This is a genomic window from Cyanobium sp. Alchichica 3B3-8F6 (genome assembly GCF_024346435.1).
Classification (GTDB): domain Bacteria; phylum Cyanobacteriota; class Cyanobacteriia; order PCC-6307; family Cyanobiaceae; genus Cyanobium_A.
This window is the reverse complement of record NZ_JAGQCZ010000002.1, coordinates 219,368-234,536: the sequence shown is the minus strand read 5'-3', so window position 1 is coordinate 234,536 and position 15,169 is coordinate 219,368. Positions and strand designations below refer to the sequence as shown.

Below are 15,169 nucleotides of genomic sequence, written 5' to 3'. Positions count from 1 at the left end.
CACGTCCAGACCAATGTATGGGTGCGTCCCCTGGGGACTGGTTAGGCCGCAGTTGTCAGGCCGCCGCAGTCAGGCGACGGTGCTCCACTTCCCAGTGCACCTGATGTCCCCAAGCCTGCTGGCGCACCCAGCAGCGTTCGCCGCGGCACTGGATCAGTTGGAAGGGAGGCAAATCATGCGGTTGGTTGCGCAGTTTGACGAAGCTGCCGGGGTAGAGCAGCTCCAGCACGTTGTTGGTTTTTTGGGCGCGGTGGATCAAGGTGGCCATCGCTGCCGCTTCGAAGTTGAGAGACATCCTCCGCTGAGTTTTGAGCGGGAGACGGGCTTGCTTGGAATGTGTTCCGTTTGCGTTGTGGTTTGATCACAAAAGCGCGAGTGCCATGGCCCGCAAACAACGCCTGGATCTGGAGCTGGTGGCCCGCGGCCTGGCCGCCAGCCGCCAGCAGGCCCAACAGCTGATTCGGGCCGGGAGGGTGCGGCAGGGCGATCGTGTGCTCGACAAGCCGGGCACGGAGGTGTTGCCGGAGGCGGAGCTGCTGGTGCAGCAGCCGCCCCGGTTCGTCTCCCGCGGTGGTGAGAAGTTGCTCGAGGCGCTGGCGCACTTTCCGCTGCAGGTGGAGGGCCGCGTTTGCCTCGATGGCGGCATCTCTACCGGCGGCTTCAGCGACTGCCTGCTTCAGCACGGCGCCGCGCGCGTCTATGGCATTGATGTGGGTTACGGCCAAACCGCCTGGAGCCTGCGCAGCGATCCCCGAGTGGTGCTGCGCGAGCGCACCAACCTGCGCCACCTCAGCCCCGCAGACCTCTACGGCCCGGAGGACCCTTTGCCCGATCTGGCGGTGGCCGATGTGTCGTTCATCTCCCTGGCCCTGGTGTTGCCGGCCCTGCTGGGCTTGCTCCAGAACGAGGTGCCCGTCGATCTGGTGCTGCTGGTCAAGCCCCAGTTCGAGGTGGGCAAGAGCCGCGTCGGCAAGGGCGGGGTCGTGCGCGATCCCGTCGCCCACTGCGATGCGATTGCGGGGGTGATTGCGGCGGCCGGGGCGTTGGGGCTGAAGGCCTGCGGCCTGGTGGCGTCGCCGATCACCGGGCCCGCCGGCAACCACGAATACCTGTTGTGGCTGCGGCGCTTGGGCGTTGTTCAACACGATGTTGCACAAACCGCAAACCCCCAACAGGCAAACCCCCAACAGGTAAACCCCGAACAGGCAACCCCTGCTCCGCTAGCCACGGCGACCGTGGGCCCCGCCCAGATCAAAGCCCTGGTGGCCAGCACGCTGACCACCAGGGCTCGAGGGGATGGCTGAACGGCGCTGGTGCCGACAAGCTCAGCTCAGATCAGATGGCGCCGCTGTCGCGGTCGCCGGTGCGGATGCGGATCACCGAGTCGATCGTGCTGACGAAGATCTTGCCGTCACCGATTTCGCCGGTACGGGCCGCGTCCTGAACCGCTGAAATCACGGTATCGACTTTGTCGTCGTCGACGACGATTTCCAATTTCAGCTTCTGCAGGAACTCCACGGTGAATTCCGAGCCGCGGTAGCGCTCCACCTGGCCCTTCTGACGGCCAAATCCGCGCACCTCGCTCACGGTCATGCCCACGATCCCCGCGTTCACCAGCGCGATCTTGACGTCCTCGAGCTTGAAGGGACGAATGATGGCCTCAACTTTTTTCATAGGAACAGCTCGGGCTAAATAGAAGTCTCTCAGGAAATCCCTGCCGGTGGGAGGGAATCGCCCCATTAGGCCCGAGCTTTGCGGGGGTCGTCGTAGCGGTTGTTACCGGCGGGGGCGCTCGCGCGGGGCGCCGGAGTGGCTTCCCGGTTCTTTCTAGGATCGCCGTGCACGCCGTGCACGCCGGGCCTCTGGCCGGGCCGTTTCCCCTTTCCATGTCCTCCAGCTCCGCAGCTCCCGCCAGCCCTGATCGCACCCAAACGCCGCTCTATGGCGAGCGGGCCATCGCCGAGGCGGAGCTGATCTGCTTCGACAATCCCCGGCCCGGACGCCCCTACGAGATTTCGATCGAGCTGCCCGAGTTCACCTGCAAGTGCCCGTTTTCGGGCTACCCCGACTTCGCCGTGCTGCGTCTGCTCTATCAGCCTGGCCCCCGGGTGGTGGAGCTCAAGGCGATCAAGCTCTACGTGAACAGCTACCGCGACCGCTCCATCTCCCATGAGGAGGTGGCCAACCGCATTCTCGACGACCTGGTGGCCGCCACCGATCCCCAGTGGATGCAGCTGGAAGCCGACTTCCATCCCCGCGGCAACGTGCACACCGTGGTGCGGGTCAGCCACGGCACGCGGCTGCCCTGCTGACGGGCCACCTCAGAGCTGGCTCAGGAGCTGGGGTAGTTCGGTGGCAAAGCCGGTGAGGTTGCGGTTGCACAGCCCGGCCACGTGCAATTGGCCCTGCTGGCCCGGTTGCTCCTCGGCGATCGCCCACAGCTGACGGGTGGCCAGCAGGCTGAGGCCTCCACCGGCCAGGGCGATGGCAAAGCCGGCATAAACGAGGGGCACGCCCGGATCCCGCTTCAGCAGGATGCCGCTGGCGGGCAGCACGCTCTCCACCCGGATCGGCAGACCCTTCACCTCCACGGGTTCACCACCGGGGGCGATCTGGCTGAGCAAGCTGCCATCGGCGCCGTACACATCCACTGGCCCCTGCTCACTGCTCAGGCTGAGCAGCACCGGCTCGCTGCCATCGGGCCGGGTTGGCAGCACCAGCCCCCACACCTGCTCGCCCAGCTGAGGGAAGCTCTGCAGCGGCAGTTGCAGCAGCGGACTCTTGCCCAGTTGCACCGTGATCGCCGCCAGGGCCCAGTCGGCCTGATAGAGGGTCACTCCCTGGAAGCGCAGCGGATGGTTGACGCTGATTTGCGCCTGCTTCAGCAGGCTGCCTTCGCTGCCGTCGCCCTCAAGGATGCGCAGCTGGGACGTGAATTGCTCTGGTCGGCCGGCGGGATCCCGTTGGATGGCGAAGCGGTCGAGGGCGAGAGTGAGCCGGCTGCTGCCGCGGCTGTCCATCAGCTCGAGGCTGCGGCCGGGGGCCAGGTATTGCTCGGCCCGCTGACCGCCTACGGCCCCCCAGGCGGCACCCAGCATCAACACCACCATGCCGGCATGGACGAGCATGGGGCCCACCCGGCCCACCACCCCCTTGCGGGCCGCCAGGCGCCCCTCCTGGAGCTGGATCTGCCAACCCTGACGCTGCAGCAGCTGGGCCAGCGTGTCCAGGCTGGAGCTGGGGCTAGGGGTGGGCAGGGTTTCGGCCACGCTCAATTTGCTGAGCTGGCGAGGGGAGCGGTAGTCGATCCAGCGCAGGGCGGCCTGCAGGGCGGGCCACTGGCGGCGCCAACTGCAGAGCAGCAGTGACAGGGCCAGCCAGGCCAGCAGCCCTAGAAACCAGCCGCTGGAAAAGACATGGTCGAGCTGCAGGGCCATCACCCCATCGCCGCCCAGCAGGCCCAGCCAGGGTTGGGGGTCGTAAAGCCGGTGATAAAACTCGGCGGTTTCCTGCTGCGGGATGGCCGTGCCAACCCCGCTGGCGACGGCAATCACCAGCAGCAGCACAATCGCCAGGCGCAGATCGGAGATCCAGCCCAGCACCCGGGTGAAGCCTCTGATGGAGCTGGTCATCGCCAGTTGGCCACCAGGGTGAGGGCACCGGTGGTGACCAGCACCACGCCGCTGATCGGTGGCACCCATTGACCCACCCGGCGAAGGCTGAGTAGGTGCGGCAAACTGGCCGCCGCGGTGCCCGCCAGCAGCAGCGGCACGACCTGGCCCGCGCCGAAGCTGGTCAGCAGCAGCATCCCCACCAGGGGTTTGCCGCTTTGGGCTATCCAGGCCAGCAGCACCGCTAACACCGGCGTGGTGCAGGGGGTGGCCGCCAGCCCGAAGGCCAGGCCCGCAGCCATCGGCGCCAGTGGCGCCGGCACGCGGCGACGCCACACCTCCGGATCGGGGCCGGCGGGCAGGGGCAGCTTGAGCAGGCCAAGCAGGTTGAGCCCCATCAGCAGGGCCAGCACCGCCACCACAGTCGGAATCAGGCCAGGAATCTGGCCATAGATGCGGCCCAGCAGCCCACTCACCAAGCCCAGCAGCACCAGGGCCGCCACAATCCCTGCAGTGAAGCTGAGGCTGCGCAGCCAGGGGGTCTGACGCTGGGCCAATGCAGCACTGCCGGTTTCGTTGCTGAAGCCGGCCAGGTAGGCCAGGGTGATTGGCAACAGCGATAGGGAGCAGGGGCCCAGGCTGGTGAGCAGCCCGCCTGCAAACACCACGGCCACGGTGCCGGGTGAGGGGCTGGCCAGGGATTGCTGCAGCAGCGCCTCGCTGGTGCGGGCCCAATCGGCCAGTTGGGGCCCAAGGCTAATCATCTGGTCAGCCTATCGGGCGGCTGCGGTGCGCCGGCGGCGGGGGGTGGAGGCGAGGCCGCCTGCTTCCAGCGAGCAGCGGATCAGCAGGCCGCACACCAGCAGGCTGGCCAACAGCGAGTTGCCGCCGTAGCTGATCAGCGGCAAGGGCAGGCCGGTGGTGGGCATGGCGCCACTGGCCACCGCAATGTTGAGAATCGATTGACCCACCAGCAGGGTGGTGCAGCCGATGGCGATCAGGCGCTGCTGGTTGCTGCGGCAACTCAGAGCTACCCGCAGGCCCACAAAACCAAACAGCAGCAGAAACAGCAGCAGCACCACCGATCCCACAAAGCCAAACTCCTCGGCAAACACAGCGAAGATGAAATCGGTGCTCTGGATCGGCAGGTATTGCAGTTTCTGGGTGGATAGGCCAAAACCCTCCCCCAGAACGCCTCCCGAGCCGATGGCCAACAGGCTCTGCACCAGCTGGTAGCCATCTCCCTGGGCATCGCGCCACGGATCGAGAAACGACGCCACCCGCAGGCGCTGATAGTTGTTCATCAGGATGCTGGCGCTGCCGAGCAGACCCCCGGCACCGGCGGCCCCCAGCAGCAGGGGTAGAGAGAGGCCGCCGGCCAGCGCCATCAGCCAGAGCAGCAGGCCGGAAAGGGCGGCGGTGCTGAGGTTGGGCTGCTTGAGGATCAGCAGAATCAGCGCCCCGAACACCCCAAGCCACAGCAGCTTCTGATCGCCGCCGATGCGCTTCCAGTGGGCAAACAGCGCAGCCCCCTGCAGCACCAGGAAGGGCTTCACCAATTCCGACGGTTGCAGCTGGACGGGACCGACCACCAGCCAGCGGCTCGCCCCATTGACGGTGCTGCCGACCACCAGGGTGGCCGCAATCATGATGATGCCGACCCAGAGCCCCAGGGGGGCGAGGTGCAGCCAGCGCCGCAGGCTGGTGCGTAGGCCGAGCCAGAGCAGGCCCCAGCTGGCCACCATCCAGATGAGCTGGCGCTTGAGATAGAAGGCTCCATCGCCCATTTCCCGTTCCGCCACCCACCAGCTCGCTGAGGTGAGCACCAGCAATCCGATCACGCTCCAGAGCGCCACCATGCCCAGCAGCAGCCGCGCCTCTGCGGGCCACTGGTCCCAGGGCAGGGGCAACAGGCCTCCGCCGATGCTGCGGCTTGGCGAGGCGTTGCTGCTGGTGGTGTGGGTTGCGGTTCGGGCCAAGACAAGGAGTAAGGAGTGCCGGAGCGGCACCATCCTGAGGCCCTATTGAGCCGTGTTTGGGTGGTGGTTGTCGAGCCCCTTCGAGCCAATCGGTACCCAATAAAAAAGCCCAGCGAATGCCGGGCATGTGGGAGTTGTGTGGCCAGACCAGTGGAGCTTGACGAGACTCAGTTGCCGACGTTTTGTTGGCGACGGCCAGTGGCCAGTTCCACCTTGAGGATCTTGCCGCCCTGCTTCATGATTCGCTGCTGCTCAGCGAACCAGCTGTCGTAGGGCACCCATTTCGTGAAATAGGTGTTCTGCAGCTCGCGCTGGGTGCGGCTTTTCTCCGGACAGGGGATGCAGGCCGTGATCTTGAACAGACGCATGGTGGTGATCCTCGGGGTGTGCCGCTGGCAGGGGATCAGTTGCCCAGGCCGGAGCAGATGTAGTCGAAATACACCCCCATTTCACGGCCAGCATCCGGACCCACGAGGGCAGCCGTGGTTTCCTTCATGGCCTGGATCGACTGCACGGTGGCGCCGATGGGCACGCCCAGGGAGTTGTAGGTCTCCTTGAGGCCGTTCAGCACGCGCTCGTCGAGGATTGAGGTGTCACCCGCCAGCATGGCGTAGGTGGCGTAACGGAGGTAATAATCCAGGTCGCGGATGCAGGCCGCATAGCGACGGGTGGTGTACATGTTGCCGCCGGGACGGGTGATGTCCGAATACAGCAGCGACTTGGCCACGGCCTCTTTGATGATGGCTGAACCGTTGGCGCTGATGGTGGCAGCAGCCCGAACCCGCAGCTCACCGCTGGCGAAGTACTGCTCCAGGCGGCCCATGGCCGAACCGTCGAGGTACAGGCCCTGGACGTCGGCCTGGTTGATGACGTTAGTGATGGCGTCTTGCATGAATCCGGCTTGGGTGGCGGGGAATGGGGAAGGAACGTCGCCTCAGGAGAGGGCGCCGATGACGTAGTCGAAGTAGAAACCGGCTTCTTCAGCGTCAGAGCCCGTGAGCAGGCCCATGGCGGCGTTCTTCATTTCCCGCACGGACTCAGCCATGGCGTCCAGGGGAGTGCCGAGGGAGCGATACATCTCCTTGGCGCCGATGATGCCGATCTCTTCGATGGGCGTCACGTCACCGGCGATGATCCCGTAGGTCACCAGGCGCAGGTAGTAGTCCATGTCGCGAAGGCACGAAGCGGTCATCTCCTCGCCGTAGGCATTGCCGCCAGGGGAGATGACGTCGGGACGCCGCTGGAACAGGGCTCCGCCTGCGGTTTTCACGATGCGCTCGCGGCTCTCGCTAAGAACCTGAGCCACGCGAAGACGACGTTGACCAGCGCCCACGAAGGACTTGATCTGGTCGAGTTCGCCAGGGCTGAGGTAGCGGGCTTCGGCGTCCGCGTTGATGATCGAGTTGGAGACGATGCTCATGCAGTTCTGCCTCGAAACAAGCGGCCGCCTTGACGGAGACCGATATCCGGTGGGTGAGGGAAGGATCGACTCGCGCCGATCGTCGAATCATTCTGCGCTAAGCCCCCGCACAGCCCTTGGCAGCGGTAACAGTTCTTCACGGCGCTTTTGACTCGAAGATCCCTTGGGCTGCAATGGTTTTGGTCGATGTTGTTCATAGCGACCGACCGCAGCAATTGTTCATTATTCAGTGGGGCTGATTGGCGCACTTGTTTCACGGTGTGAATCAAAAGTTGTGGCAATTGATGTTTCTGAACATGAAAAAACCCCCCCCCGAAGCAAATTCGGGAGGTGGGAAGGTTCGTTAGTGGCCCCGTTGGCCCCTGCCTGTCGATTCAGATGGGGGCTTTCGGCCGAGGGGTGAGGCCGGCGTTGCCCCCATACAGCTCTGCGGTGCGGTTCACCGTGCTGAGGGGGATGCCATCGGCAGTTGCCAGGCCGCGCAGATAGGGAACGGTGTCCTGGCCAAAGGCTTGGCCATATTCTTCACTGCTCAGCAGGGCATCGACGGCCGCCTGTTGGCCTAGGCTGGCTCGTGTGGCCAGGAATGCACTCACTTCCTGGGGCTGGGCGGCCCGTCCGAGCAAGGCGAGGTAGGCGGCTGACGCTGCCCGAAGCAGCGCCATGCGGTTGAGGCGCTGTTGGAAGAGGTCACTGCCAGCGATCTGGGTGACCAGTTCGGCCACGGTGAGCTGCTGGTTGCGGAATTGGGATTCCGCATCGCCCAGCCGCTCGGCGGCAAATGGAACCCGGTTGAGCAGTTGCTTGTAGACGCTCTCCAGGGCCTCCTGAACTTGGGTTTCGCTGCTGGTGCGGCCCACCTGCACGGGCCTGCCAACGCTCTGGCGACGGCTGAAGCCCTGGGGGCGGCCCGGTTGAATCGCCTTGGCCATCGCTGCGCCAGGTTGGCTGGCGAGTCCGCTGGTCTGGCCGCTGCCCACGGAGGCCCGCCAATTGCCGCTGATCGGGGTCCGCGTGCTGGGGGTGGAGGGTGGGCTGCCGCCGGGCGTTGAGGTCCAGAACCCTGTTGTGGTGGCTGGGGCTTGGTTCCAGCGCCGGGTCGGGGCTGGTGCTTGGCGAATGCTGCCGGGGCCCGTGGGAATGGCCGTTGCCGGGGCTGCCATCGTTTCCCCACCGGCGATCTGGGCGCTCCATCCACCCATCACCACGCGGGGGCGATCGGCCAGGTTGCGCGACACCGTGTCAGTGGTGGTGCGCAGGGTCTGGGGAGCGGCCACATCAGGGCGTTTGCCCGGGGTGATGTCGGCATAGGCCGCCGCATTGAAGGGCCGGTTGAGGGCTGGCACTTGGCGGGCATTGCGATCGCCGGCGGTGATGAACCGCTCATAAGGAACGGTGTCCTCGCCGAAGCAATCGTTGTATTCCCGGCTGTTCAGCATCTTGTCGACGACGCCGTAGAAGCCCGAGCGGGCGGCGGTGTCGAAGTAGGCGTCGATTTCCCAACGCCCGAAGCTGGGGCGGCCCAGGATGCGGCGGTGCATCACCTCGATCGCTTTGGTGATGTAAAGGCCACTCCAGTAGCGGCGCCGGAAGGCGGTGGAGCGGGCCACCTGACGCACGAATTCGCGCAGGCTGATGTCGCCGTTTTCGAGCTTGATTTCCTCGACTTTGTTGCGTTCACCGGCATAGCCAGCGGTGCCGAGGATCTGCACGTACACCGCGTTGATCACCGCCTGGGTGCTGGCCTCTGTGCCGCGCACGCTGGGCTGACCGCCGCGGCGGGGCACGGAACTGCCGCCGGTGGCGATCTGCTGCAGCCGCACCACCTTCGGGCCCACGCGGCGAGGCATGGCCTTGCGGAACTGGACGCTGTCCATCTGGCCCGGCTGGGCCAAGCCGTTGCCGATCAGGATCCGACGGCTGTCGTAGCCGTAGGGCGCTGGGCGGGTGGCCACCGAAGCGGTGCCAGAGGGGAAGATGGCGCCGTAGTTGAGGGCCAGCGGGTCATTGCCGCCGCCGTAGACGTGCTGGTCGGGGAAGGGCTGGCGGTAGGAGGCGTAGAGGGTGACGTACTGGGGGGCGCCTTCAAACGGTGCGCTGAAGCGGAACAGCTTGCGGTTGGACCCCCAGCCGGCGCTCTCCTGGGCTTCTTCACCCAGATCCCGCAGGTAGGGCACGGTTTCCTCCCCGAACACCCGGGCGTACTCGATGGTGTTGATCAGGGCATCCACGAGGCCGTTGAGCCCCTGGGCGCTGACGATGTCGAAGTAGCGGGTGAACTCCTCGCGGGAGCTGATGCCCCGGCCGAGGAAGTGGCGGAAGGCCAGCTCGACGGCCCGGCTGTTGGAGAAGCGGCCGAAGAATTGCTGTCGGTATTCCTTGCTACGGCCGAGGGCGCGGATGAACTCGCGCATCGACAGCTGGCCCTGGCGCACCTGGGTGGCCTCCACCGGGCAGGGCATCTGGCTGTAGGCCTTGGCGATGTCGCGTTCAAACACCTGGCGATAGGCCGCGCGGATCACCTCGGCCTTTTGAGCGCCACTGAGGCGCTGCCGCATGATGAAGCGCTGCTTGCCATCGGCTGCGAGGGCGTAGGTGGCCGGCAGCTGCAGACCCTGGTTCTCAGGGCTGCCGAGGCGCTGGCGGGTCGAGGGGGTGGGCACCTCCAGCTCGGCGATCAGCACGTTGAAGTACTGAATCACCAGCTGGCGGGCCTGGGGATTGTCCTTGCAGAGGCCGGCGGCGGCGGCGCGCATCTCCTGCAGCGCCACATTGGTGGCGGCCAGGGAGCAGGCCTTCTCGAGCACGTCGCGCAGGCCGCGGGTGTTGACGGCCAGGATGCTGGGATCGCCAGCCACCAGGGCATAGCCCAAGTAGCGCAGGAACCAGGCCATGTCGCGCAGCGATTTGCGCATCCGGTCGGTGCCGTAGCGGCCCACCGCGATCGGGCTGAAGCCGGTGGGCAGCACCACGCGCACGTCGGCATCGCCGCCGGCGCCCTCGAGCAGACGGGTGATCAGGTTGCCGCCGGAGCTGTCGGTGCCCTGGGCGAAGGTTTGCACCGAGCGCTGGAAGGCGGCCTGGTCGGCGGCGAGGGGCGTTTCATTGCCGCTGGCTTTAGCGGAAATGCTTAGGGGCGCATCCAGATAGGAGAGCGGCGTGCCGCCGGCAAAGATCCGGTTGGCCGCCTTGGCCACGATGAAGTCGGCATTTTCCGAGATCCGGCGCGCGGCCTCCAGCCGCTGCTGACCGCTCTGGAAGAAGGCCACCAAAGTGTCGAGTTCCCCGCCGTCGGGGAAGCGGTCCTGTTGCTCCGCCTGACGGACGCTGGAGAGCGGCAGGGTGTCGTAGCGCTGGGGGGAAACCCTGGTGCTGCCGCTGCTGGCGGTCACGGTCATTGACGAGAGCGAACCGGGCTGGGCCACATTACGGCGGGCCCTCTGGGCCTTCGTCGGGCCATGAACAAATGTTTGCAGCCGCGTCGGGGTCCGCTGTTTGGATCGGGCGCGCAGGCATGAAAAGCTCGGCCGGTTGCCGTTCACGATTCCTGTGCCTGCCCCCGTGCCCGCCAGTGATGCCGCCACGCCAGTGGTGAGCGCCTTCTACGACCGCTTCCCCTACCCAGGCGATCCCCTTCAGGACGGCCCTCCACCGGGATACAACTGGCGCTGGTGCGTTGACAGCGCCTGGGCCGCCGCCTTCGGTGGCCTTCCGTCCCGCCCCAGCAGCGGCCCGCGCAGCTGGCGGATCCTCGATGCCGGCTGCGGCACCGGCGTCAGCACCGACTACCTCTGCCATCTGAATCCCGGTTCCTCGGTGCTGGCGGTGGACATCAGTCCGGGCGCTCTTGAGGTGGCGAGCTCGCGCACCCGCCGCTCCGGGGCCGCAGCCCAGGTGCGCGAGCTGCGCATCGAGCAGCGCAGCCTGCTCGACCTGGCCGGGGAGGGTCCGTTCGACTACATCAATTCGGTGGGGGTGTTGCACCATCTGCGCCAGCCGGAAGCCGGCCTGCGGGCCTTGGCGGGGCTGCTGCGGCCCGGTGGCCTGCTCCATCTTTTTCTGTACGCCGACGGTGGTCGCTGGGAAATTCACCGCACCCAGCGGGCCCTGGCGCTGCTGGGTGCAGGAACAGGCGATGAAGGCCTGCGCCTGGGCCGGCAACTGCTGGCGGAGCTGCCCGAAACCAATCGGCTGCGCCGCCACCACGAGCAGCGCTGGGCCCTCGATACGACGGCCGATGCCAACTTCGCCGACATGTACCTCCACCCCCAGGAGACCAGTTACAACCTGGACCGCCTGATGGTGTTCGTGGCCGCAGCTGGTCTCGAGTTCGTCGGGTTCTCCAACCCGGAGGTGTGGGATCCGGCGCGGCTGCTGCAGGGTGACCTGCTGGAGCGGGCCCAGGCCCTCAGCCCTCGCGATCAGTGGACTCTGGTCGAGGAGCTCGACCCCGACATCAGTCACTTCGAGTTTTTCTTGAGCCAGGGTGCGGTCTGCCTCCCGGACTGGGGTTCCGATGCTGCCCTCCTGGCCGCCCGTGCTGAGGTCAACCGCTGCCTCTGGGGCTGGCCATCGACCAGTCTGATGGGCCCCGATCTGATGCCACTCAGCCTCAGCGCGGAGGGCCTCAGCCTGATGCGGGCACTGGAGGCCGCCCCAGAGCTGGCGATCGACGAGCTGCCCCTGGATTGGCCCCTTGCTCAGCGGCTTGCGGTGGCCCGTCAGCTGCTGGAGCAGCGCGTGTTGCTGCCCGTGCTTTGACCCGCACGTGATAGATTCCGCGCGCCTTTTCAGGGGTTGAACGCGGTTGTCAGTTTCCCTCCCCTGCTCCTCCGTTCCCGACTCCGGGAGTGCCGCTCTGCCGGCCTCTTCCGTCTGCGTGGACCTGGAGCAGATGGTGGACTCCACCGCCGTATCGATCCCTGTGGTGGTGGCACCTGCGGCGCACGATCGTGCCTCGGCCGACCCCAGCACCAGCGCTGATCCCAGCAATGGAATGGGCGATTACTTCCGGCTCCAACGGCGGTTGTTGCTGGCCACCATGCTGCTCTCCGCAGCGGCCGTGGTCGTCACCGCCCTCGTCGGTTCCCTTGCCACGGCCTTCAGCCTGTTGGTGGGTGCCCTGGCTGGATTGCTCTACCTGTGGCTGTTGAGCCGCAGTGTCACCCGGCTGGGGGAAAACTCCCGCCGCTTGAGCAGGGCCCAGCTGCTCGTGCCGGTCGCTCTGGTGCTCGTCTCCACCAGGGTCCCCCAGCTCTCCACCCTGCCGGCCCTGTTGGGCTTCCTGCTCTACAAACCGGCGGTGATCCTTCAGGCCGTCTTCGACTCCTGATCCCCACACCGTTCCGTCGCTCCGGCGACCCCGAACTCCCCTTCGCTGGCTCCGATGCCTCTCCTTCTCCCCTTTGCTGAACTGGAGGTTGGTCAACACCTCTACTGGCAACTCGGCAACCTCAAGATCCATGGCCAGGTGTTCCTGAGCTCGTGGGTTGTGATCGGTGCCCTTTTGGCCCTGGTGGTGGTCGGCACCCGCAAGTTGGAGCGTGATCCCCGCGGCACCCAAAATCTGCTCGAGTTCGTGTGGGATTACATCCGCGACCTCTCGCGCGAGCAGATCGGTGAGAAGGCCTACCGCGACTGGATGCCCTTCATCGGCACCCTGTTTCTGTTCATCTTCGTGAGCAACTGGGGCGGAGCCTTGGTGCCCTGGAAGCTGATCCACCTTCCCAGCGGCGAGCTCGGTGCTCCCACCGCCGACATCAACACCACGATTGCGCTGGCGCTGCTCGTGTCGCTGGCCTATTTCTATGCCGGCTTGAGCCGCAAGGGTCTGCGTTACTTCGAGTACTACGTGGAACCCACCCCGATCATGCTGCCGTTCAAGATCGTCGAGGATTTCACCAAGCCTCTCTCCCTCTCCTTCCGTCTCTTCGGCAACATCCTGGCCGACGAGTTGGTGGTGGCGGTGCTGGCGTTCTTGGTGCCCCTGATCGTGCCCCTGCCGGCCATGTTCTTGGGACTGTTCACCAGCGCCATTCAGGCCCTGATCTTCGCCACCCTTGCCGCCTACTACATCGGTGAGGCGGTGCACGAGGAGCATCACTAGGTGCTTCCACTCAGCAGGGTTGCTCAGGCGCTCTGCTAAATCTCACTCGCGCAGGTCCGGATGCACCCCGGGCCCATTCCTTCGGGGATGTCCCAGGCGCAGGGTTTCAATCCCGGTCCACTACGCGCTGTCAAGGCGCCTCCCATCCCCCACTCCACCATGGATTCCATCACCTCCGCTGCGTCTGTTGTGGCCGCTGGCCTGGCTGTCGGCCTCGGTGCCATCGGCCCCGGCATCGGTCAGGGCACCGCAGCTGGCGGCGCCGTTGAAGGCATTGCACGTCAGCCCGAAGCCGAAGGCAAGATCCGCGGCACCCTGCTGCTGTCTTTGGCCTTCATGGAAGCTCTCACCATCTACGGCCTCGTGGTCGCCCTGGTGCTGCTGTTCGCCAACCCCTTCGCCGGTTGATCGTTGCGTGAGTGGACGGAAGGTGGGGGCTTGAGCCCCTGCCCTCCCAGCCTCACGACCGCCCATCCCGCTCGATCGTTCCAGCGCCCTCGCCCCAATGACCAGCTGGCTTCTGCTCGCCGAAGCAGGTGTCCCGGAGGGAGGTCTGTTTGACCTCGACGCCACACTCCCGCTCATGGCGGTGCAGGTGGTGCTCCTCACCTTCATTCTGAATTCGTTGTTCTTCCGCCCCGTTGGCCGGGCCGTGGAGGACCGCGAGAGCTTTATTTCCACCAGTCGCGCCGACGCCAAGCAGAAGCTGGCTCAGGTTGAACGGCTGGAGTCCGACCTCAAGGAGCAGCTCAAGGACGCGCGTCAGCAGTCCCAGAAGCTGATTCAGGAGGCGGAACAGGAAATGGATCGTCTCTACCGCGATGCCCTGGCGGCCGCTACAGCGGATGCCAATGCATCCCGGGAGCAGGCTCGCCGCGAGATCGATGCCCAGAGGGATCAGGCGATGACCCAGCTCAACAAGGATGCCGACAAGCTCGGTGACCTGATCGTGTCCCGCTTGCTGGCCACCTCATGACCCACCTGCTGCCACCCTTGCTCGCCAGTCACGGCGGCTTTGGTCTCAATCTCAACCCGTTTGAGACCAACATCATCAACCTGGCGATCGTCATTTTTGGCCTCTGGAAGTTTCTGCCCGGTTTCCTGGGCGGCATCCTGGAGCGCCGTCGCAACGCCATTCTGAGCGACCTTCAGGACGCTGAAGAGCGTCTGGCCTCCGCCACCACGGCCCTGGCCCAGGCCCAGGAGGACCTGGCGGCTGCTCAGCAGAAAGCTGACCAGATCCGCACGGATGGTCAGGCCCGCGCCCAGGCGCTGCGCCTGGAGAGTGAAAAGCGCACCATTGAGGAGATGGCCCGCCTCAAGCAGGGTGCCATGGCCGATCTCAGCTCTGAGGCGGCCCGGGTTACAGACCAGCTGCGCCGTGAGGCTGCCAACCGCGCCATCGCCAAAGCGCTCGCCACCCTCCCTGGGAAGCTCGATGCCGATGCGCAAGCGCGGTTGATCGATCAGTCCATCACCACCCTGGGGAAAGCCTGATGCCACTCCTCAACTCGATTGCCACCCCCTACGCCGAAGCCCTGCTGCAGGTTGCTGAGTCGCGCAAGGAAACCGACACCGTAGCTGACCAGGCCAAGGGTGTGTTGGCGGTGCTCAACTCCAGCCCTGAACTGCGCGCAGCTCTCGCGTCTCCAGTGCTTGAGCCCGAGGCCAAGAAGGCCGCGCTGGCCAGCCTGTTCAACGACCAGGTGACTCCATCTTTTCAGAACCTGCTCAAGCTGCTGGCGGATCGTCAGCGCCTGCCCATGCTCGATGCGGTGCTGGCTCGTTTCCTTGAGCTCTACCGAGAGCTGCGCAACATCACCCTGGCCAAGGTCACCTCGGCCGCAGTGCTCACCGAAGAGCAACAGGCTGTGCTCAATCAAAAAGTGCAGGCGATCGCCGGTTCTAAGGCCGTGGAATTCGACCTCGCAGTGGACCCCAACCTGATCGGTGGCTTCATCGTCAGCATGGGTTCCCAGGTGATCGACGCCAGCCTTTCCGGTCAGGTGCGCCGCCTCGGGCTGGCGCTGGCCCAGGTGAGCTAGCTCGGCTG

General features: G+C 65.7%; 18 protein-coding genes. 9 read left to right on the top strand and 9 right to left on the bottom strand.

From position 1 onward, the window contains the following. Positions 1-55: 55 nt before the first annotated feature. Positions 56-268: a hypothetical protein gene (locus KBY65_RS03095; RefSeq protein ID WP_255000506.1), complete on the bottom strand. Its 213-nt coding sequence runs from the start codon at positions 266-268 to the stop codon at positions 56-58. 112 nt (positions 269-380) lie between these two features. Between KBY65_RS03095 and KBY65_RS03090 the strand changes: the two genes are divergently transcribed. Next, a complete protein-coding gene (locus KBY65_RS03090) occupies positions 381-1,304 on the top strand; it encodes a TlyA family RNA methyltransferase (RefSeq protein WP_255000478.1) in 924 nt (307 codons plus the stop codon). Between the two features lie 31 nt (positions 1,305-1,335). On the opposite strand, the gene KBY65_RS03085 is transcribed toward KBY65_RS03090, so the two are convergent. After that, positions 1,336-1,674: a P-II family nitrogen regulator gene (locus KBY65_RS03085; RefSeq protein WP_255000477.1), complete on the bottom strand. Its 339-nt coding sequence runs from the start codon at positions 1,672-1,674 to the stop codon at positions 1,336-1,338. 212 nt (positions 1,675-1,886) lie between these two features. Between KBY65_RS03085 and queF the strand changes: the two genes are divergently transcribed. Further along, positions 1,887-2,312 carry a preQ(1) synthase gene (queF, locus tag KBY65_RS03080; protein WP_094561364.1) on the top strand — a complete coding sequence of 142 codons (426 nt, stop codon included), beginning with the start codon at positions 1,887-1,889 and terminating at the stop codon, positions 2,310-2,312. A gap of 9 nt (positions 2,313-2,321) precedes the next feature. On the opposite strand, the gene KBY65_RS03075 is transcribed toward queF, so the two are convergent. The 7 genes from KBY65_RS03075 to KBY65_RS03045 all read right to left on the bottom strand — a co-directional run bounded on the left by KBY65_RS03075 (position 2,322) and on the right by KBY65_RS03045 (position 10,408). Then, the gene (locus KBY65_RS03075; RefSeq protein WP_094561363.1) at positions 2,322-3,632 is read right to left on the bottom strand and encodes a cytochrome c biogenesis protein ResB; all 1,311 of its coding nucleotides are present in this window, start codon (positions 3,630-3,632) and stop codon (positions 2,322-2,324) included. Then, complete coding sequence (locus KBY65_RS03070) at positions 3,629-4,375, bottom strand: cytochrome c biogenesis protein CcdA (RefSeq protein WP_255000476.1); 747 nt, start codon at positions 4,373-4,375, stop codon at positions 3,629-3,631. The genes KBY65_RS03075 and KBY65_RS03070 overlap by 4 nt, the downstream gene beginning before the upstream one ends. Positions 4,376-4,384: 9 nt before the next feature. Then, complete coding sequence (locus tag KBY65_RS03065; RefSeq protein ID WP_255000505.1) at positions 4,385-5,536, bottom strand: FtsW/RodA/SpoVE family cell cycle protein; 1,152 nt, start codon at positions 5,534-5,536, stop codon at positions 4,385-4,387. A gap of 221 nt (positions 5,537-5,757) precedes the next feature. After that, positions 5,758-5,958 (bottom strand): phycobilisome linker polypeptide, encoded by a 201-nt coding sequence (locus KBY65_RS03060; RefSeq protein ID WP_094561360.1) that lies wholly within the window; start codon positions 5,956-5,958, stop codon positions 5,758-5,760. Positions 5,959-5,993: 35 nt separating this feature from the next. Then, the gene (gene apcB / locus KBY65_RS03055; RefSeq protein ID WP_094561359.1) at positions 5,994-6,482 is read right to left on the bottom strand and encodes an allophycocyanin subunit beta; all 489 of its coding nucleotides are present in this window, start codon (positions 6,480-6,482) and stop codon (positions 5,994-5,996) included. A 42-nt stretch (positions 6,483-6,524) separates the two neighbouring features. Beyond that, positions 6,525-7,010, bottom strand: coding sequence for an allophycocyanin (locus KBY65_RS03050; protein WP_094561358.1), 486 nt, complete (start codon positions 7,008-7,010; stop codon positions 6,525-6,527). A 374-nt stretch (positions 7,011-7,384) separates the two neighbouring features. Beyond that, positions 7,385-10,408: a phycobilisome rod-core linker polypeptide gene (locus KBY65_RS03045; RefSeq protein ID WP_255000475.1), complete on the bottom strand. Its 3,024-nt coding sequence runs from the start codon at positions 10,406-10,408 to the stop codon at positions 7,385-7,387. A gap of 133 nt (positions 10,409-10,541) precedes the next feature. Here KBY65_RS03045 and KBY65_RS03040 point away from each other — a divergent pair, with 133 nt between their 5' ends. The 7 genes from KBY65_RS03040 (at position 10,542) to atpH (ending at position 15,161) form a co-directional block, all read left to right on the top strand. Further along, positions 10,542-11,771 (top strand): class I SAM-dependent methyltransferase, encoded by a 1,230-nt coding sequence (locus KBY65_RS03040; RefSeq protein WP_255000474.1) that lies wholly within the window; start codon positions 10,542-10,544, stop codon positions 11,769-11,771. A 46-nt stretch (positions 11,772-11,817) separates the two neighbouring features. After that, on the top strand, positions 11,818-12,342 hold the full coding sequence (locus tag KBY65_RS03035; protein WP_255000473.1) for an ATP synthase subunit I: 525 nt from the start codon (positions 11,818-11,820) through the stop codon (positions 12,340-12,342). Positions 12,343-12,396: 54 nt separating this feature from the next. Then, a complete protein-coding gene (gene atpB, locus KBY65_RS03030; protein ID WP_094561356.1) occupies positions 12,397-13,116 on the top strand; it encodes a F0F1 ATP synthase subunit A in 720 nt (239 codons plus the stop codon). A gap of 159 nt (positions 13,117-13,275) precedes the next feature. Then, on the top strand, positions 13,276-13,524 hold the full coding sequence (gene atpE / locus KBY65_RS03025; RefSeq protein ID WP_010315318.1) for an ATP synthase F0 subunit C: 249 nt from the start codon (positions 13,276-13,278) through the stop codon (positions 13,522-13,524). A gap of 97 nt (positions 13,525-13,621) precedes the next feature. Continuing rightward, positions 13,622-14,092, top strand: coding sequence for a F0F1 ATP synthase subunit B' (locus KBY65_RS03020; protein WP_094561355.1), 471 nt, complete (start codon positions 13,622-13,624; stop codon positions 14,090-14,092). Then, complete coding sequence (locus KBY65_RS03015) at positions 14,089-14,613, top strand: F0F1 ATP synthase subunit B (protein WP_409996615.1); 525 nt, start codon at positions 14,089-14,091, stop codon at positions 14,611-14,613. The genes KBY65_RS03020 and KBY65_RS03015 overlap by 4 nt, the downstream gene beginning before the upstream one ends. After that, entirely contained in the window at positions 14,613-15,161 is a 549-nt protein-coding gene (atpH, locus tag KBY65_RS03010; RefSeq protein ID WP_255000472.1) for an ATP synthase F1 subunit delta, read from the top strand. Before KBY65_RS03015 ends, atpH begins: the two co-directional genes overlap by 1 nt. Positions 15,162-15,169 lie beyond the last annotated feature (8 nt).